This window comes from Streptomyces sp. NPDC053079, from assembly GCF_044546695.1.
GTDB lineage: Bacteria > Actinomycetota > Actinomycetes > Streptomycetales > Streptomycetaceae > Streptomyces.
Genome location: NZ_JBITZJ010000006.1, coordinates 397,176 through 414,338 on the forward strand (window position 1 = coordinate 397,176; position 17,163 = coordinate 414,338).

18 protein-coding genes and 1 tRNA gene are annotated in these 17,163 nt (G+C 72.7%); 3 read left to right on the forward strand and 16 right to left on the reverse strand.

Annotation, left to right across the window (positions count from 1 at the left end; translation table 11 throughout):
* Positions 1 to 2: 2 nt before the first annotated feature.
* From ACIGXW_RS24095 to ACIGXW_RS24115, 5 genes are all read right to left on the reverse strand, one after another.
* Positions 3 to 791 (reverse strand): hypothetical protein, encoded by a 789-nt coding sequence (locus ACIGXW_RS24095; protein WP_071964856.1) that lies wholly within the window; start codon positions 789 to 791, stop codon positions 3 to 5.
* Between the two features lie 55 nt (positions 792 to 846).
* Complete coding sequence (locus ACIGXW_RS24100; protein ID WP_071964858.1) at positions 847 to 1,680, reverse strand: RNA polymerase sigma factor SigF; 834 nt, start codon at positions 1,678 to 1,680, stop codon at positions 847 to 849.
* A gap of 190 nt (positions 1,681 to 1,870) precedes the next feature.
* On the reverse strand, positions 1,871 to 2,659 hold the full coding sequence (locus tag ACIGXW_RS24105; protein WP_360917350.1) for an RNA polymerase sigma factor SigF: 789 nt from the start codon (positions 2,657 to 2,659) through the stop codon (positions 1,871 to 1,873).
* Between the two features lie 306 nt (positions 2,660 to 2,965).
* The gene (locus ACIGXW_RS24110; RefSeq protein WP_360917284.1) at positions 2,966 to 3,259 is read right to left on the reverse strand and encodes a Dabb family protein; all 294 of its coding nucleotides are present in this window, start codon (positions 3,257 to 3,259) and stop codon (positions 2,966 to 2,968) included.
* 64 nt (positions 3,260 to 3,323) lie between these two features.
* Positions 3,324 to 3,488 (reverse strand): hypothetical protein, encoded by a 165-nt coding sequence (locus ACIGXW_RS24115; RefSeq protein ID WP_360917282.1) that lies wholly within the window; start codon positions 3,486 to 3,488, stop codon positions 3,324 to 3,326.
* 575 nt (positions 3,489 to 4,063) lie between these two features.
* Here ACIGXW_RS24115 and ACIGXW_RS24120 point away from each other — a divergent pair.
* On the forward strand, positions 4,064 to 4,438 hold the full coding sequence (locus tag ACIGXW_RS24120; RefSeq protein ID WP_071964872.1) for an STAS domain-containing protein: 375 nt from the start codon (positions 4,064 to 4,066) through the stop codon (positions 4,436 to 4,438).
* A 304-nt stretch (positions 4,439 to 4,742) separates the two neighbouring features.
* Here the strand turns inward: ACIGXW_RS24120 and ACIGXW_RS24125 are convergent, their stop codons facing one another.
* The 7 genes from ACIGXW_RS24125 to ACIGXW_RS24155 form a co-directional block, all read right to left on the reverse strand.
* Complete coding sequence (locus tag ACIGXW_RS24125; RefSeq protein WP_399574957.1) at positions 4,743 to 7,730, reverse strand: BTAD domain-containing putative transcriptional regulator; 2,988 nt, start codon at positions 7,728 to 7,730, stop codon at positions 4,743 to 4,745.
* A gap of 94 nt (positions 7,731 to 7,824) precedes the next feature.
* Positions 7,825 to 9,159, reverse strand: coding sequence for a SufS family cysteine desulfurase (locus tag ACIGXW_RS24130; RefSeq protein WP_399574958.1), 1,335 nt, complete (start codon positions 9,157 to 9,159; stop codon positions 7,825 to 7,827).
* The gene (locus tag ACIGXW_RS24135; protein WP_071964862.1) at positions 9,146 to 10,528 is read right to left on the reverse strand and encodes a family 2B encapsulin nanocompartment shell protein; all 1,383 of its coding nucleotides are present in this window, start codon (positions 10,526 to 10,528) and stop codon (positions 9,146 to 9,148) included. Before ACIGXW_RS24135 ends, ACIGXW_RS24130 begins: the two co-directional genes overlap by 14 nt.
* A gap of 338 nt (positions 10,529 to 10,866) precedes the next feature.
* Positions 10,867 to 10,956: transfer RNA gene (locus tag ACIGXW_RS24140), tRNA-Ser, on the reverse strand.
* 80 nt (positions 10,957 to 11,036) lie between these two features.
* On the reverse strand, positions 11,037 to 11,525 hold the full coding sequence (gene tadA, locus ACIGXW_RS24145) for a tRNA adenosine(34) deaminase TadA (RefSeq protein WP_399574959.1): 489 nt from the start codon (positions 11,523 to 11,525) through the stop codon (positions 11,037 to 11,039).
* A gap of 34 nt (positions 11,526 to 11,559) precedes the next feature.
* The gene (locus ACIGXW_RS24150; protein WP_399575121.1) at positions 11,560 to 12,078 is read right to left on the reverse strand and encodes a hypothetical protein; all 519 of its coding nucleotides are present in this window, start codon (positions 12,076 to 12,078) and stop codon (positions 11,560 to 11,562) included.
* A gap of 210 nt (positions 12,079 to 12,288) precedes the next feature.
* Positions 12,289 to 12,621, reverse strand: coding sequence for a hypothetical protein (locus ACIGXW_RS24155; RefSeq protein WP_143170329.1), 333 nt, complete (start codon positions 12,619 to 12,621; stop codon positions 12,289 to 12,291).
* Positions 12,622 to 12,790: 169 nt separating this feature from the next.
* On the opposite strand from ACIGXW_RS24155, the gene upp reads away from it, so the two are divergent.
* Entirely contained in the window at positions 12,791 to 13,426 is a 636-nt protein-coding gene (gene upp / locus ACIGXW_RS24160) for a uracil phosphoribosyltransferase (protein WP_071964866.1), read from the forward strand.
* 69 nt (positions 13,427 to 13,495) lie between these two features.
* On the opposite strand, the gene ACIGXW_RS24165 is transcribed toward upp, so the two are convergent.
* A complete protein-coding gene (locus ACIGXW_RS24165) occupies positions 13,496 to 14,164 on the reverse strand; it encodes a LytR C-terminal domain-containing protein (protein ID WP_071964867.1) in 669 nt (222 codons plus the stop codon).
* 124 nt (positions 14,165 to 14,288) lie between these two features.
* Positions 14,289 to 14,585: a type II toxin-antitoxin system VapB family antitoxin gene (locus ACIGXW_RS24170; RefSeq protein WP_004929488.1), complete on the reverse strand. Its 297-nt coding sequence runs from the start codon at positions 14,583 to 14,585 to the stop codon at positions 14,289 to 14,291.
* An 88-nt stretch (positions 14,586 to 14,673) separates the two neighbouring features.
* Between ACIGXW_RS24170 and ACIGXW_RS24175 the strand changes: the two genes are divergently transcribed.
* Complete coding sequence (locus tag ACIGXW_RS24175; protein WP_399574960.1) at positions 14,674 to 16,251, forward strand: helicase HerA-like domain-containing protein; 1,578 nt, start codon at positions 14,674 to 14,676, stop codon at positions 16,249 to 16,251.
* Positions 16,252 to 16,263: 12 nt separating this feature from the next.
* Here ACIGXW_RS24175 and ACIGXW_RS24180 read toward each other — a convergent pair whose 3' ends face one another.
* Both ACIGXW_RS24180 and ACIGXW_RS24185 read right to left on the reverse strand, forming a co-directional pair.
* Positions 16,264 to 16,467 carry a DUF5988 family protein gene (locus tag ACIGXW_RS24180; protein WP_360912470.1) on the reverse strand — a complete coding sequence of 68 codons (204 nt, stop codon included), beginning with the start codon at positions 16,465 to 16,467 and terminating at the stop codon, positions 16,264 to 16,266.
* 51 nt (positions 16,468 to 16,518) lie between these two features.
* Positions 16,519 to 17,124 carry an HhH-GPD-type base excision DNA repair protein gene (locus ACIGXW_RS24185; protein ID WP_399574961.1) on the reverse strand — a complete coding sequence of 202 codons (606 nt, stop codon included), beginning with the start codon at positions 17,122 to 17,124 and terminating at the stop codon, positions 16,519 to 16,521.
* Between the last annotated feature and the right edge of the window lie 39 nt (positions 17,125 to 17,163).

Consider the following 17,163-nt stretch of genomic DNA (forward strand, 5'->3'; position numbering starts at 1 on the left):
GCTCAGACCCAGTCCACCGAGACGTCGCGCGTCTCGATGCGCATTCCCGGCAGGACGCGCCAGGCGTCGACGCACACCGGGAAGGACTGCTCCACCGACCGCCCCGGGTCGATCGGCGCCGGGAGCGGGTGGGTGGACGTGAGTGTGGCCCAGTCCGTGCCGAACGCGCCGATGACGTGCGTGCCCAGGGTGACGGTGCCGCCGGTGACGGGGCTGCCGCCGGAGTTGGTGAACGTGAGGGTGACCTGCTCGCACCAGCGGTCCGTGCCGGGCTCGCGGCGCGGTTCGCCGACGTCGAGCGAGGCGGGCGCCGGGGCCGGGGTGCCGGGGCCGGTCGGGCCCGTGGGCCCCGGAGGTGCGGGGCGCGAGGGGCTTGAGGGGCGCGGCGTGCGGGTGGGTGTCGTACCGCCGCTGATGCCCGAGGGTCCCGTGGCCCCGCTCGTGGCGGGGAGGGGCCGTATGTCGTGGGGAGTGCGCGTCGTACGCGTGCCACCCGGGCTGCCGGTGGCCGTTCCGGGGCCGGGGTGTGCGGGAGCGGGGCTCCCGCTCCGTGTCGGTGCAGGTGAACGTCCGGGTGAACGCGCCGGTGCGGACGGAGCGCCGTCCAGCGGTACGAGCTCCACGCCGCCCTTCGGCGGCACGGCCCGGTCCGCCGGCCGGGACGCGCCGGGCCCGGCGGCCCCCGTGGCGACATAGCCGTCGCGATCGCTGCCGCCGCAGCCGGTGAGCGCCGCCCCCAGACAGAGGCAGAGCGCCGTGGCCGAAGCGGAGACGAGCGTCATCCGTCGCATCGGCCCAGTGTGGCTGACGGTGCGTCAGCTGTACATATGTCCGGGCCGGAGCGCGTCAGTCGGCGATGAGTCCCTCGCGCAGCTGTGCGAGCGTGCGTGTCAGCAGCCGGGAGACGTGCATCTGGGAGATGCCGACCTCCTCGCCGATCTGGGACTGCGTCATGTTGGCGAAGAAGCGCAGCATGATGATCTGGCGCTCGCGCGGGGGCAGCTTGGCCAGCAGCGGCTTGAGCGACTCGCGGTACTCCACGCCCTCCAGCGCCGTGTCCTCGTAGCCGAGCCGGTCGGCCAGGGAGCCCTCGCCGCCGTCGTCCTCGGGGGAGGGGGAGTCCAGCGAGCTGGCGGTGTAGGCGTTGCCGACCGCCAGGCCGTCGACCACGTCCTCCTCGGACACGCCCAGGCAGAGGGCGAGTTCGGGGACGGTCGGGGAGCGGTCGAGCTTCTGTGCGAGCTCGTCGCTGGCCTTGGTGAGGGCGAGCCGTAGCTCCTGGAGGCGGCGCGGCACGCGCACGGACCAGCTGGTGTCGCGGAAGAAGCGTTTGATCTCACCGACGACGGTCGGCATCGCGAACGTCGGGAATTCGACCCCGCGTTCGCAGTCGAAGCGGTCGATCGCCTTGATCAGGCCGATCGTGCCGACCTGGACGATGTCCTCCATCGGTTCGTTGCGGCTGCGGAAGCGGGCGGCCGCGTACCGCACGAGGGGGAGGTTGAGTTCGATGAGGGTGTCGCGGACGTACGTACGCTCGGCGCTGTCCCGCTCGAGCGTGGCGAGCCGCAGGAAGAGGGAGCGGGAGAGGGTGCGGGTGTCGATGGCTTCGCAGTCGTCGAGCACGGCGTGCGGTGCGTCGTTGGCGAGCACCTTCGCGCTGCCCAGGTCTACGGACATGCCACCCCCTTGAGGTCGCGGACGGGTCACAGCAACTCCCTCGGGTGAGGGCGTTCAGCCTCCACCTGAATACCGGAGGCTGCGCTGTGGCAAACGCAGTTCCTGCAGAATGTCACATGTCGGCAACACGCTGTAGCGTCAAGTCGACATATCTTCCCCATGACATCAGGGCAGGGGTCACCCGGGAGGGTTAGGCGTCGATTCGATTTGCGGACCTCAGCCGGGCGAAGCTCCGTGAGAGTAGCCGGGACACATGCATCTGCGACACCCCCAGCTCGGCGCTGATCTGCGACTGCGTCAGGTTGCTGTAGTAGCGCAGTAGAAGGATGCGTTGTTCGCGCTCCGGCAGCTGTACGAGCAGGTGACGTACGAGGTCGCGGTGCTCGACCCCCGCCAGCGCGGGGTCCTCGTAGCCGAGCCGGTCCAGCAGGCCGGGCAGGCCGTCGCCCTCCTGTGCCGCCTCCAGGGACGTGGCGTGGTACGAGCGGCCCGCCTCGATGCAGGCGAGCACCTCGTCCTCGGCGATCTTCAGCCGGTCGGCGATCTCGGCGGTCGTCGGGGACCGGCCGTGCAGCACCGTCAGGTCCTCGGTGGCGCCGTTGACCTGCACCCACAGCTCGTGGAGGCGGCGCGGGACGTGCACGGTGCGGACGTTGTCGCGGAAGTAGCGCTTGATCTCCCCGACGACGGTCGGCATGGCGAAGGTGGGGAACTGCACCCCGCGGTCGGGGTCGAAACGGTCGATGGCGTTGATGAGTCCGATGGTGCCGACCTGGACCACGTCCTCCATCGGCTCATTGCGACTGCGAAAACGCGCCGCGGCGTACCGCACGAGGGGGAGGTTGGCTTCGATCAGGGCGGCGCGCACGCGGGCGTGCTCGGGCGTGCCGGGCTCCAGGGAGGCGAACTCCTTGAAGAGCACCTGTGTCAGGGCCCGGGCGTCGGCCCCGCGGCTCTCGCGGGCCCGGGGGCCCTGCACGGTGCCGGTCTCGGTGTGGTCGGCGGGGCCGGGTTCGGCGATGTCGTCGCTCCGGTCCGGTTCGTCGGCGGAATTGTCGCGCCGGAGGGGGGCTTCGGGCGCTGTACGGGCCGGCACGGTCACCACCCCTTTGTGGTCATTTTCGATCAACTCATCCGGCAAAAGCGGTCATAGCATCACAAGACATGTGCACTGTGTGCAAGCACCGCATAACTCCGTGTTGACGACAAAAAATTCCCCTCACCGAGGTGGTGAGGGGAGGAGAGGCGTGCGGCGGACCGGCCGTCGCCGTGCGGCCGGGCCGGCTCAGAACGGGTAGTCGGCGATCACCCAGGTCGCGAATTCGCGCCACTGGCCGACGCCTGCCTGGTGGGCCGGGTGCTCCAGGTAACGGCGCAGCGCGTCGGTGTCCTCGACGGAGGAGTTGATGGCGTAGTCATAGGCGATGGGCCGGTCCGAGATGTTCCAGCCGCACTCCCAGGAGCGCAGATCGGGGATGAGCGCACCCAGCTCCTCGAACGCCCGCACACCGGCGACGACGCGGGGGTCGTCGCGCTCGACGCCCTCGTTGAGCTTGAACAGGACGAGGTGACGGATCACTGGCTGCCTTCTCCGCTCTTCGGCTCTCGCCGGTCTTCGCCGCCGGGCCGGCTGCTGCGGCCGGTCAGCTGATCAGCTGGGTCATGAACTCGCCGACGTTCTTGGCGGCGTCCGAGATCCCCTCGAACCCTATCTGGACGAGCTCGGCCGACCGTGCGGGGGAGTGGATGATCGTGTACGCCACGAAGATGCCGAGGGCCCAGAGAACGACCTTCTTTGTCTGCACCATGAGGCACTCACTCCCCTGCTGTCCCGAGTGCGGTCGCGAGAGTCTAACCGTGCGTGCGTGCGAATGGTCGGAGTCGGCGTGTCCGGGGCCGGCGGGGGTGGGGTGCGCGGTGTGGAGGGATTCACACCCCTCACGTCATCTTTAAGGACTTAAGACCCTGCAAAGCGGGCCCTTCGCCTGCCCGGCGGGCCCGCGCGGGGGCGGAGGATGGACGTGCGCCCGCGGATCTGGCAGGAATCCTGCGGGCCAGGGATACGGACCTCACTGCGGGGTCCGGCCGCGTCTTCCCCCCGACCGCGGCCCGGACTTGGAGCCCGTGTCCTCGTCGGGGGAGACGGCTTGTCCCCCCGACGCCGTCTCCCTCGTCCTGCGTTTGCCGGAAGCCCCGGCTCCGACACCGCGCACGGGTGACGGAGCCGGGGCTTTCGTGCAGGCCCCGCACGCCCGGGGCCCGGTCGGCGGCCCCGGCGGCGATGTCCGGGAGACGGGTGGGCGGCCGAGGTGAAATCGGCCCACTGCCGGGGCACCAGAAAGGCACACGGTGTGCCCGATGTGGGAGGGCGGTGAGGTTCGCCATGGGCGTGCACGAGCTCGCCTTCACCATGCGGGAGCGCGTGGTGGGGGGAGCGGTGGTCATGGAACTGCTGGGGGAGCTCGACATCTTGGCGGAGCAGGTGCTGGGCCCGCGCGTGGAGGCGCTGGCGGGGCGGTGCCTGGGAGATCTCGTCATCGACCTGCGCGGAGTGACGTTTCTGGACGCGAGCGGCGTGCGGCTGCTGCTGCGGGCGCGTGCCCGGGCGCTGCGCGGCGGGGCGCGGCTGCGCGTCGTGCGGGGCGGGGCGATGGTCTCGAAGGTGATCCGGATCGCCGGCGTCGAGCCGGCGTTCGCCTGGCTGGACGAGTTCCCGCCGACGGCCGTGGGCAGCGTGACGGGCTCGCGCCCTGCCTGAACCGGGCGTGCGCGGTGCCCGTACGGGCTTACGCCCTGCTCGAACCGGGCGTGCGGCGTGCCCGGACGGGCTCACGCCGCGTCAGGGCCCGGCCGTATGACCGGTGTCGGGAGTCGTCCGTGCGCCTCGCCGGGGCGGTGGCCCGTGTCGCGTCGCGACCGGGCGGGCCGTGTTCCGCCGGGCGCGGACCGTTCGTGTCCGGGTGGCAGGCGTATGCCTGGTGCCACGGGGCGTCCGTGCATTTCGTCGGGGCGGTGGCCCGTACGGCGTCGTGGCCGGGTGAGTGCGTCCCGCCCTCGTCCGCTCAGCCGGCCGGCTCGCGGTGGTGGGGGAACTCCTCGTCCAGCAGTCGTTCCACCTCTGCCGCCTCCGCGGCGCCGCGGCGCTTCAGGGTGTCGTGGGCCTCGCGCAGGGAGCCCAGCGCGAGTCGTGGTTCGCCGAGTGCCAGCTGGGCGCGGCCGCGGGCGGCCAGGGCCAGGCCGCGGCAGTACGCGTCGCCCAGGCCGGCCTCCATCGCCAGCGCCCGGTCGGCCGCGCCCACGGCCTCGCGGTGCTGGCGCGTCTCCAGCCGGCACCGGGCCAGGCGCGCCCACAGCAGGGCCTCCAGACGGGGCTCGACGCCCTCCGCGCCCAGCGCCTCCCGCAGCCGGTCCGCGGCCGTCGCCGAGCGGTCGGCCCGCAGGTGGACGAGGCCCGCCTCGTGGAGGACCAGGGCCAGCGTCGGTCCGTGGCCCAGCTCTCTGGCCCGCACGGCGGCGTCGTTGACGGCCGTGATGGCCTCGTCCGCCCGGCGCAGGGCGATGTACGCGCGGGCCGTGTGGGCCAGCGCCTCCAGGGCGTAACTCGTCGCGCCCTCCTGGCGGAAGCCCTCCTCGGCCCGGACGAGCTGCGGCAGGGCTTCCTCGGGCCGGCCCAGGGCCAGCAGGACGACGCCCAGTTCGTGGGAGGCCGTGGTCAGGACGTACGCGTCGGCGGCCGCTTCGGCCAGGCGCAGGCTCGCCCGCAGGTCGCGCTCGGCGCGTTCGTAGGTGTCGGTTCCGTAGCGCGGGGCGGCGATCAGCCGCAGCGCCCGGGCGGCGCTCGCGTCGTCCGCGTGCTGCCGCGCCCGTTCCAGCGCCTGTCCGGCGAGCGGGCCGAGGTCCTGGTGGCGTGGGGTGCCCGCGGTCAGCCGGCCCCAGACGGTCAGCAGGTCCACGGCGGGCCGCAGCGCGTCGGGGACGTCCAGGGCGAGGGCCTGGCGCACGGCGTCGGAGAGGTCCGGGTGCGCGTCCCGCAGCCAGGCGCGGGCGGCGTCCGCGTCGGCGAGGGGGCGGCCCGTGGTCGCCAGGTCGTGGTGCAGGTGGCGGGGTTCGGGGCTGTCGGGGCGGATGCGGCGCAACGCGGTGACGGCGGTGGCCAGGTGGAGGTCGAGCAGGCGCAGCAGTGCCGCGTCGCGTACGGGCGGGCTGTCGGTGCGTTCGCTCTGCCGCCGGGCGAACTCCTTGAGCAGGTCGTGACAGCGGTACCGGCCCTCGCCCAGGCCCTCCAGCAGGCCGGCGGCGGCGAGGCGGGCGGTGACGTCCGCGGCGTGCGCGCCGGCGTCCGCGGGCGCCGGTTCGGGGACGTCGAGGACGGCCGCGGCGCACTCGGCGTCGAGGTCGGTGGCGTCGGGCTGGGCCAGGAGGCGGGCGGCGCGGGCGGTTTCGGGGTCGAGGGCGTCGTAGGCGACACGGAAGGCGCACTCGGCGTCGAGGTCGGCGGCGTGGAGCTGCTCCAGCCGGTGCCGTTCGTCGTGGAGCCGGGCGGCGAGGTCGGCCGGCGTCCAGGACGCCTCGGCGAGCCGGGCCCCCGCGAGGCGCAGGGCGAGCGGCAGCCGCCCGCAGGCGGTGACCACCGCGCGCGCCGACGTCGCGGCGGCGCCCGCGCCGGTCGCCCCGGCGACCGCCTCCAGCATGGCGAGGGCCTCCTTCTCCTCCATCGCCTCCACGGCGACGTGCCGGGCGCCCGGCACGTCGAGCTCCGCCGACCGGGTGGTGACCAGCACCGCGGACCCCGGCGCGGCGGGCAGCAGCGGGAGCACCTGCGCGGCGTCCCGCGCGTCGTCGAGCAGCAGGAGCACGCGGCGCTCGGCGGTCAGGGAGCGGAAGAGCGCGGCCTGCCGCGCCGGTCCTTCCGGCAGGTCGCTGTCGGCGACGCCGAGCGTGGCCAGCAGCCGGGCCAGGGCCGCGTCGCCGGTCACGGGCGCGTCGCCGGTGCCGCGCAGGTCGAGGTGGAAGCGGCCGCCGGGGTAGGCGGCCCGTACGGCGCGGGCGACGTGGACGGCCAGCGCGCTCTTGCCGGCGCCGCCGGGCCCGGTCAGGACGGCCACGCCCACGGGCCGGCCGTCGCCGGTGATGAGCGCGGAGCGGACCTCGGCGACGAGGTCCTCGCGGTCGGTGAAGCCGGCGACGGCGGGCGGCAGCCGGTCGGGCCCGGTCGCGGTCCTGGTGGTGGTCGTGGCCCCGGTCGTGGGCGCGGTGGGCGCCGCCGACAGGGTGGGGTCGCCGGCCAGCACCTGTTGGTGCATGCGGGTGAGTTCCGGCCCCGGGGCGCCGCGGCGCTCCGCGGCCAGCAGGCGCTTGGCGTCGTCGAAGACCGCCAGCGCCTCCCCCTGCCGCCCGGCGCGGTGCAGGGCGACCATCAGCAGGGCCCGGGCCCGTTCGCGCAAGGGGTGTTCGGTGACCAGGGAGCGCAGTTCGCTCACCGCGTCGGTGTCCCGGCCCAGGGCGAGGGCGCAGCCGAAGAACTCCTCGCGGGCGAGGGCGCCCAGGTCGGTGAGCCGTTCGCGCTCGCGCGTCGCGTACGGGCCGGGCAGCGCGGCCAGGGGAGTGCCCTCCCAGAGGGCGAGGGCGGCGCTCAGCCGTTCGTACGCCCCGGCGACGTCGCCCGCGTCGCGGGCGGCCAGAGCGGCCGTCAGATGCTGTTCGAAGACGGTGGCGTCGAGCGTGGCGGCCGGGACCTGTGCGGAGTAGCCGCTGGGGGAGGAGACCAGCAGCCGGGCGGGCTCCCCGGGCGGGCGATCCGGCTCGAGCTCGGTGCGCAGCCGGGAGACGTAGCTGTGCACCGTGCCCGCCGCGCCCTGCGGCGGGTCGTCGCCCCACAGGCCCTCGACGAGCTCGGAGGCCGTGACGGACCGGCCGCCGCGCAGGAGGAGGAGCGCGAGCGCGGCCCGCTGCTGCGGGGAGCCGAGCCGCAGCGGTCTGCCGTCCCGCTCGGCCCGCACCGGGCCGAGCACATGGAACCGGAGACGCTCCTCGCCGTGCGTAGTGTTCATTTCAGCCCATTTCGGTCATTTCAGAGCTGATACGAACAATACCGTCGGATGCCCGGACCGCACCGGAAGCGCGGCGGTGCGGCCCGGGCCCGGCTCACGGCTGACGGGCGGTCTGCGCCGGCCGCTGTTCCTGCATCCGGCGCAGGGACGCCACCAGCTGGTCCACCTCCTCCGCGGTGTTGTAGAGGGCGAGGGAGGCGCGCGCCGCGCTCTCCACGCCGTAGTGGCGCAGCGAGGGCTGGGCGCAGTGGTGCCCGGCGCGGACGGCGATGCCGTCCTGGTCGAGCCAGTGGGCGATCTCCATCGGGTCGTGGCCGGCCAGGGTGAAGGTCAGCACCGCGATCTTCCCAGGCGCCGAGCCGAGAAGCCGCAGCCCCGGGAGTACGGACATGGCCTGTTCGGCGTAGGCCAGCAGCCCGTTCTCGTACGCGGCGACGGCGTCACGGTCGAAGCCGGTCAGCCAGTTGATCGCGGCCAGCAGCCCGGCCACCCCGGAGATGTGACCGGTGCCGGCCTCGAAGCGGTGCGGGACGGGCGCGTACGTACTGCCCGTGAAGTCGACCTGGTCGATCATGTTGCCGCCGCCCTGCCACGGCGGCATCCCGGCCAGTACCTCCGGCTTTCCGTACAGCGCGCCGATGCCCGTGGGGGCGAACAGCTTGTGCCCGGAGAAGACGTAGAAGTCCGCGTCCAGCTCCTGGACGTCCACGGGGAAGTGGGCCACCGCCTGCGCCCCGTCGACCAGGACCTTCGCCCCGTACCGGTGCGCGAGCGCCGTCATCTCCCTGACGGGCGGGACGGTGCCCAGCACGTTCGACGCGTGGCTGATCGCCACGAGCTGGGTGCGGAAGGACAGCAGGTGCGCGAAGGCCTCCTGGTCGATGCTGCCGTCCGGCAGGAGCGGGACCGGCACGAGCCGGGCGCGCTTCTCCTTGGCCAGCATCTGCCACGGGACGATGTCCGAGTGGTGTTCCAGCACCGGGACCAGGATCTCGTCGCCGGGGCCGATGTTGGCGCGCCCCCAGGTCTGGGCGACGAGGTTGATGGCCTCGGTGGTGCCTCGCGTGAAGACGACGCTGTCCGGGGTGCCGGCGCCGAGCAGGTCGGCGACCGCCTGGCGCCCCGCCTCGTACGTCTCGGTGGCCTCGCGGGCCATCGTGTGGGCGCCACGGTGGATGTTGGAGTTCGCCGCGCTGTAGTAGGCGGTGAGGGCCTCGATGACCTGGCGCGGCTTCTGCGTGGTGGCGCCGTTGTCCAGCCAGACGAGCGGATGGCCGTTGACGGTGCGGTGCAGGACGGGAATGTCGCGCCGGGCCGTCTCGGGGTCGAAGCCGCCGCCCGCGCGGGGCGGTGTGGTGGACGGCGGTGTGGTGCGGGCGGCTGTCTCCGGTGCCCCGTGCCCGTACGGCCGAACGTCAGGAATAGTCATGGAACTTGGACACCTCGACGTTCTGCAGGACGGCGACGGCGTCCTCGACGAGGACCGCGGCGTTGAAGTACGCCGTCAGCAGGTACGAGGTGATGGCCTTGCGGTCCGTGCCCATGTTGCGCATCGACAGGCCCGGCTCCACCTCGTCCGGCACGCCCGCCGGGCGCAGCCCGATCACGCCCTGCTCCGCCTCGCCCACGCGCATCAGCAGGATCTCGGTGAGCCCGGCGCCGCCCGAGCCGGTGAACCGCACCTTGTCGGAGGGCAGCAGCGGCACCCCGCGCCACGTCAGCAGCGGGCTGCCGAAGCGGGTGTCCACCACCGGCGGCACGCCGCGGCGCGTGCACTCGCGGCCGAAGGCGGCGATGGCCTTGGGATGGGCGAGGAAGTAGCCGGGCTGCTTCCACACGCGGGACAGCAGCTCGTCCAGGTCGTCCGGCGTCGGCGCGCCCGTGCGCGGCTGGACGCGCTGGCCGGGGGCGACGTTGTTGAACAGCCCGAACTCGGGGTGGTTGAGGATCAGCGACTCCTGGCGCTCGCGCAGCGCCTGGATGGTGAGGTCGGCCTGGACCCGGGTCTGGTCCATGGGCGCGTTGTACAGGTCGGAGACCCGGGTGTGGACGCGCAGCACGGTCTGGGCGAGGCTCATGTGGTACTCGCGGGGCGTGTCCTCGTACTCGACGTACGTCCCCGGCAGGTCGATCTCGCCGACGTGCCCGGCGGCGAGGTCCACCGGTGCCTCGGAGCCGGGCACCGGCCCGTCGCCGGCGATGTGCGCGTCGAGCGCGGCCCGCAGGTTCTCGTCCCGGTCGGCCAGGGCGTCCAGCGTGGCGCGCTCGACGGTCAGGGCGAGGCCCGGGGTGAGCGCCTTGACCCGGAACGGCAAGGGCTGACATCGGGCCCAGGAGTCCAGACAGAAGAACTGGCCGTCGCCGACCACCTCCAGCAGCGCGTCCTCCCCGTACCGCCCGGTCATCCGCTTCTCGGCCCGCCCGACGACGATCACCCAGAGCTTGTCGCAGGCCGCGCCCTCGTCGGCGATGACCTGCCCGGCCTCGAACGGCACCTCCGTGAAGGCGCCCGCCAGCTCGGCGAGTAACCCGTCCCCGGCCTCGCGCAGGAACGGCAGCTCCCGCAGGTCCTCCGGTACGACGCGGTGGCTGCCGCCCTCGTTGTAGCAGCTGATCCGGTCGTCGCCGAGGATGAACGTCCGTCGCCGGTTCACCCGGTAGACGCCGGATTCGACGTCCACCCAGGGCAGGGCCCGCAGCACGTACCGCGGCGTGATCCCGCGCATCTGCGGGGTGGTCTTGGTGGTGGTGGCCAACTGCCGTGCGGCATCGGGGCTGAGACTGAGGCGATCGTTCACGTGGTCCTCCTCGACGAGCGTCCCCGCGGAAAGCGACCGCGGGGGTGACGAGGACCGATCGTCCGGTCGGGTCCGCCCCGGCTACAAGGAGCCATTCTTTGCGGGCAGTCCTGAAATGATCGAATTCCTGAGCGCACGGGGTGGTGCGAAGATCAACCAACTCGGTGCGTATGCCTGTGACATGTATGTAAGTAGTACCGGCGGGGTCGGGTCGTGCTGTCGTTTGGACCCGCCGCCCCCAGGTCCGGACCATTACTCGACCGGATTCGATCCCCGGGGGCGCACGCGCAACGCAAAACACCCCTCCGTTCCGCAGAGGCGGATCGGAGGGGTGCTGCTGGCGGTAGCGGTGGGATTTGAACCCACGGTGGAGTTGCCCCCACACACGCTTTCGAGGCGTGCTCCTTAGGCCGCTCGGACACGCTACCGAGAGAGAGCTTAGCGGACGGTGGGCCGTGCTCTGAAATCGGTTCCGGGGCGAAGCGGTGTGACGCTCGTCAAACCGGGCTCAGCGGGCGCGGAAGAAGCGCGTGAGGAGGCCTGCGCACTCGTCGGCGAGGACGCCGGAGACGACCTCCGGGCGGTGGTTGAGGCGGCGGTCGCGGACGACGTCCCACAGGGAGCCGGCCGCGCCGGCCTTCTCGTCGACCGCGCCGTAGACGACGCGGTCCAGGCGGGAGAGGACGATGGCGCCCGCGCACATCGTGCAGGGCTCCAGCGTGACCACCAGCGTGCAGCCCGTCAGGCGCCACTCGCCGACGGCCCGCGCGGCCTCGCGGATGGCGAGGACCTCCGCGTGGCCGGTGGGGTCGCCGGTGGCCTCGCGCTCGTTGCGACCGCGGCCGATGACGGAGCCGTCCGGCGCCAGCACCACGGCGCCCACCGGCACGTCGCCGGTCCCGGGGGCCCGTACGGCCTCCTCCAGCGCGGCCCGCATGGGGTCGCGCCACGGATCGCGTACGGGGTCGTGGGTGCTGGTGGGGACGGCTTCGTTCATGGCACCAGTGTGGGCGAAGGCGGCCCGGGGGCCGTCAGCGGACGGCCTCCAGGACGTCCGGGCAGCCGAGGCGGTCGGTGATGGTGCTGAGCGCGTCGCGGTTGAGCGCCAGCAGCTCCTTCTCGCTCACGTCCAGGTCGCCGAGCAGCGCCGTGTCGCCCAGCGGCCCGGCGGGGACCCGCTCGGCGGCGGCCCCGTCGTCCTCCGGCTCCTCCGGCTCGCCGTCCTCCGTGCCGTCGAGGTCGAGGGTGTCCAGCTCGTCGCCCCCGTCCTCCTCGCGGCCGATCAGCTCGTCGACGAGCATCGCCCCGTACGAGCTGCGGCTCGCGGCGACGGCGTCGGAGACGTAGACGCGGGGGTCGTCCTCGCCGTCGACCCGGACGACGGCGAACCAGCTGTCCTCCTGCTCGATGAGGGCCAGGACCGTGTCGTCGTCCACCGAGTGCTCACGGGCGAGGTCGGCGAGATCGGTCAGGGTTTCCACGTTGTCGAGTTCTGTGTCGCTCGCTTCCCACCCGTCTTCGGTGCGCGCGAGCAATGCGGCGAAGTACACCGTGACTCTCCCACTGGTCATAGGCGGTGCCGGGTTGGACGGGGACCACCCCGCCCACTCGGAATCGTGGCAGAAACCGGAGCGTTGCGAGAGGTCTTCCGCGCTGCGTCGTGCAGCAGTCCGAAGAGATGTCGCTCACGTGGGGTCCGTACGGGCACCCGCCGGCACCGCCGTCGGCCTGCCGCGACGGGTGCCGCCCGCCCCCACGCGTCACCAGCGGAAGGTCCGCATCCTCATCTGCTGGCGCATCCGGGCCGCCCGGGCCCGGCGCGGCTGCACCCGGTCGCGCAGCTCCTTCGCCTCGTTCAGCTCACGGAGGAACTGCGCCCGCCGCCGGCGGCGGTCCTCGGCGCTCTCCGCGTCCGGTTCCGGCTCTATGGACTCCGCCGCCCGCTGGGGCCTCTCCCGGCGGCGCGGCTCCTGCCGGCGGCCGGGCTCCGCCCGTCTGCGGCGCTCTTCGGTCTCCGTGGCTTTGCGGGTATCCGCGCTCTCGCGGGGCGTCCGGGCAGCCGGTCCGGATGCCCGCCTGTCATGGCCGGCCATGGGCAGCACCACCTCGTGCCGAGGTCCTCGCCCGGCGACAGACCGGGCGTACGTGCCCACTTTCCCCCCAAGTGGTGGTTTGATGCCAGGGCGGCGACAGACTGCTCATGGACCGCCGGGAGGCACCGGGCGGGCGCTCGAGCCTTGAAGCTCGGTTAATGTCGATGTCATGCGGATCCACGTCGTCGACCACCCGCTGGTGGCGCACAAACTCACCACGCTGCGCGACAAGCGCACCGACTCCCCCACCTTCCGGCGCCTGTGCGACGAGCTGGTCACCCTGCTCGCGTACGAGGCCACGCGCGATGTGCGCACCGAGCAGGTGGACATCGAGTCCCCGGTCACGGCGACCACCGGCGTCAAGCTGTCCCACCCCCGCCCGCTGGTCGTGCCGATCCTGCGCGCCGGCCTCGGCATGCTCGACGGCATGGTCCGGCTGCTGCCGACGGCGGAGGTCGGGTTCCTGGGCATGATCCGCAACGAGGAGACCCTCAAGGCGGAGACGTACGCGACGCGCATGCCCGACGACCTCTCGGGCCGCCAGGTGTACGTCCTGGACCCGATGCTGGCCACGGGCGGCACGCTCGTCGCCGCGATCAACGAGCTCATCGCGCGCGGCGCGGACGACGTCACCGCGCTCTGCCTGCTGGCGGCGCCCGAGGGCGTCGAGGTCATGCAGCGCGAGCTCGAGGGCGCGCCGGTCACCGTCGTCACCGCGTCGGTGGACGAGCGCCTCAACGAGCAGGGCTACATCGTCCCGGGCCTCGGCGACGCGGGCGACCGCATGTACGGCTGCGCGGGCTAGTAGCGCCCCAGGGGCCGGCCGCCGCCGGCCCGTACGACCCGAAGGCCCGCCCCACCGGGGCGGGCCTTTTCAGCACTTCGTGGCGGACGGCACGGGCCGGGGCCGCTCCACGAGAGCGGCCATCGCCCGGTCGGCCTCCTCCTTCGGCGTCAGCGCCTTGTACGCCGTGCCGAGGACGAGGTCCACGTCCTGGCCCTCCCGGTCGTCGCCCTTGGTCTCGGTGCCCCCCAGCTGGGTGCCGAGCACCTTCAGGGCCCCGTCGAGGGCGTCGCGGTTGCCCAGCAGGATCCCCGGGCCGTCGACCTTCTTGTCGTAGTCCTCCTGGGCGTTGCCGACCTTGCCGATCTTGAAGCCGCGCCGTGCCAGCTCGTCCGCCGTGATCTTGGCGAGGCCGCCGCGCGGCGTGGCGTTGTAGACGTTGACGGTGATGTCACCGGGCTTGGGCGGCGCCTTGGGGGCCGTGCGCCCGGCGGTCTGCGTGTCGTCGTCGGCGCTCTTGCAGTCGCCGTCCTTCTTCTTCCCCCGCTGCTGCTGCGCCGCCGCCTGGGGTTTCTCCGCGCCGCCCGAGAAGACCTCGACGAGTTGGAGGGTCCCCCATCCGGCCAGCCCGAGCACGACGGCCGTGGCGGCGCCGACGAGCACGATCCTGCGGCGGTTCGGAGGGCGACGCATGTGCGGGAAGCGATTGCCCGTGATGCGGTACTTACCACCCATGCCGGGAGGGGTGAGCATGCTCATGAGCGCAGCGTAGTGCTGAGGGGAGCCGCTGCCTACTAGATGATCAATGGGTTGCGCGGACCCCTACCCAAAAGGGTCAATAGCCGTACGGATGGCGGGGTCCGCGGCGGACGCCCGGCCGGGCTCAGTCCAGCTCGAGGACGCGCGCGTGCAGCACCTGGCGCTGCTGGAGGGCCGCGCGCACCGCGCGGTGCAGGCCGTCCTCGAGGTAGAGGTCGCCCCGCCACTTCACGACATGGGCGAAGAGGTCGCCGTAGAACGTCGAGTCCTCCGCGAGCAGCGTCTCGAGGTCGAGCTGCTGCTTGGTGGTCACCAACTGGTCCAGGCGTACCGGGCGAGGGGCAACATCCGCCCACTGGCGGGTGCTTTCCCGGCCGTGGTCGGGGTACGGCCGCCCGTTTCCGATGCGCTTGAAGATCACACGGAAAGCCTACCGGGCCCGCGGCTCCGAGCGCAGCCATGGCGCGGTAGTGCGAAGGTGACAATCAGCCGCATACCGGGAGTGATGCATGGGACCTTCGAGCGACATTCCTTCCCCCGCGGACCCCGGTTCCGCCCTGCCGCCGCCCGCCGCGGAGATCGCCAAGGGGTATGCCTTCGGCGGCCCGGTCCTCGATCTCGGGGCTCTGATCTGGGACGACGCCGCTCACCCGGGCGCCGCCATCCGGATTCCGCTCGCCATGCTCAACCGGCACGGCCTGGTCGCGGGGGCGACCGGAACGGGAAAGACCAAAACTCTCCAGCTCATCGCCGAACAGCTGTCCGCGAACGGCGTGCCCGTCTTCCTCGCCGACGTCAAAGGCGACGTCTCGGGCATCTCCGCCCCCGGCACGGACGACGACCGGGTGCGCGGGCGCGCCGCGGAAGTGGGCCAGGAGTGGGCCCCGGCGGCCTTCCCCGCCGAGTTCTACGCCCTGGGCGGGCTGGGCCCGGGCATTCCGCTGCGGGCGACGGTCACCGACTTCGGCCCCGTCCTGCTGGCGAAGGTCCTCGGGCTGAACCGCACCCAGGAGCAGTCCCTGGGCCTGATCTTCCACTACGCCGACGCCAGGGGCCTGGAGCTGATCGACCTCAAGGACCTGCGGGCCGTCGTCGCCTTCCTCACCTCCGACGAGGGCCGCCCGGAGCTCACGGACATCGGCGGGCTCTCCGCCCAGACGGCCGGCGTCATCCTGCGCTCGCTGACGGCCTTCGAGCAGCAGGGGGCCGGGCCCTTCTTCGGCGAGCCCGAGTTCGACACCCAGGAGCTGCTGCGCACCGCGCCCGACGGCCGCGGCCTGGTGTCGGTGCTCGAGCTGCCCGCCGTCCAGGACAAGCCGCAGCTGTTCTCCACGTTCCTGATGTGGCTGCTCGCCGACCTCTTCCACGGTCTTCCGGAGGTCGGGGACGTCGCGAAGCCCAAGCTGGTCTTCTTCTTCGACGAGGCGCACCTGCTCTTCGCCGGCGCCTCGAAGGCGTTCCTGGAGTCGGTCACCCAGACCGTGCGGCTGATCCGTTCGAAGGGGGTGGGCATCTTCTTCGTCACCCAGACGCCCAAGGACGTCCCGTCCGACGTCCTGGGCCAGCTCGGCAACCGGGTGCAGCACGCGCTGCGCGCCTTCACACCGGACGACGCGAAGGCGCTCAAGGCCACGGTCAAGACCTTCCCGGCCTCGCCGTACGACCTCGAGGAGCTGCTGACGAACCTGGGTACGGGCGAGGCGGTGGTGACGGTCCTGAGCGAGCGGGGCGCGCCCACGCCGGTCGCGGCGACGCGGCTGCGGGCGCCGTGCTCGCTGATGGGGCCGGTCGACGCGGCGGCCATGGACGCGGCCGTACGGGCGTCCGGGCTGTACGAACGTTACGCACAGGCTGTGGACCGCGAGTCGGCCTACGAGAAGCTGGCCCGGCCCGCGGCGCAGGAGGCACCCGCGCCCGCCCGGGCCCCTGCGGAGAAGGCGGAGAAGCCGGAGAAGGCGGAGCCCTCGATCGTGGAGCAGGTCGTGGGCAGCGGCATCTTCAAGTCCCTGGCCCGTTCGGCGGGCACCCAGATCGGCCGCGAGATCACCCGCTCGCTCTTCGGCACGACGCGCCGGCGCCGGCGGTGAGCGCCCGGCGCGCTATTCGGCGATCTCGGTGCGCTCCCACCACTCGTAGACGGGCAGCCGCCCCACCTCGGTGTCCTGGTGCCGCGAGGTGACCTTGAAGTGCTCGTACCCGCCCCGGAACCGAATCTTCAGCTCGACTCCGGGAGGCGTGATCGGCACGATGCGCTCGGGCAGATCGTCCGGGCCGCCTTCGAGGACTGCTTTGGTGCCTGTCATGGCGACAGTCTCGCGGTGGTGCGATGCCGACGGCCCGACGACGCGCCGGATTCACGCTTTCCTGTCGGCCCCGGCGGCCTTGGCCGCTTTGGCGGCGCGTTTCGCCTCCTGCTTATATGCCCGTACTTTCTCCAGGGATTCGGGCCCGGTGATGTCGGCCACCGACCGGTGGGAACCCTCCTCGCCGTACGGGCCGGCCGCCTCGCGCCAGCCTTTCGGCGTCACGCCGAACTGCTTGCCCAGCAGGGCCAGGAAGATCTGGGACTTCTGCTTGCCGAATCCGGGCAGGGCGTTGAGCCGTTCCAGCAGTTCCCCGCCGTCCTCGACGTCGCGCCAGACGGCGCTCGCGTCGCCGTCGTAATGCTCGACGAGGTACTGGCACAACTGCTGCACCCGGGTGGCCATGGAGCCCGGATAGCGGTGCACGGCGGGCTTTTCCGAGAACAGCGCGACGAACGCCTCGGGGTCGTATTCCGCGATCTCGTGCGCGTCCAGGTCGTCGCGGCCCAGGCGCTGGGCGACGGTGTACGGGCCGGTGAAGGCCCATTCCATCGGGATCTGCTGGTCCAGCAGCATTCCGGTCAGGGCCGCGAGCGGGCTGCGCGTCAGCAGCGCGTCGGCCTCGGTCTGCTGGGCGAGCCGGAGAGGACGGTCCATAGGCCGATGATCTCTCCGGCCGGCCCCGCCCGCCACGCG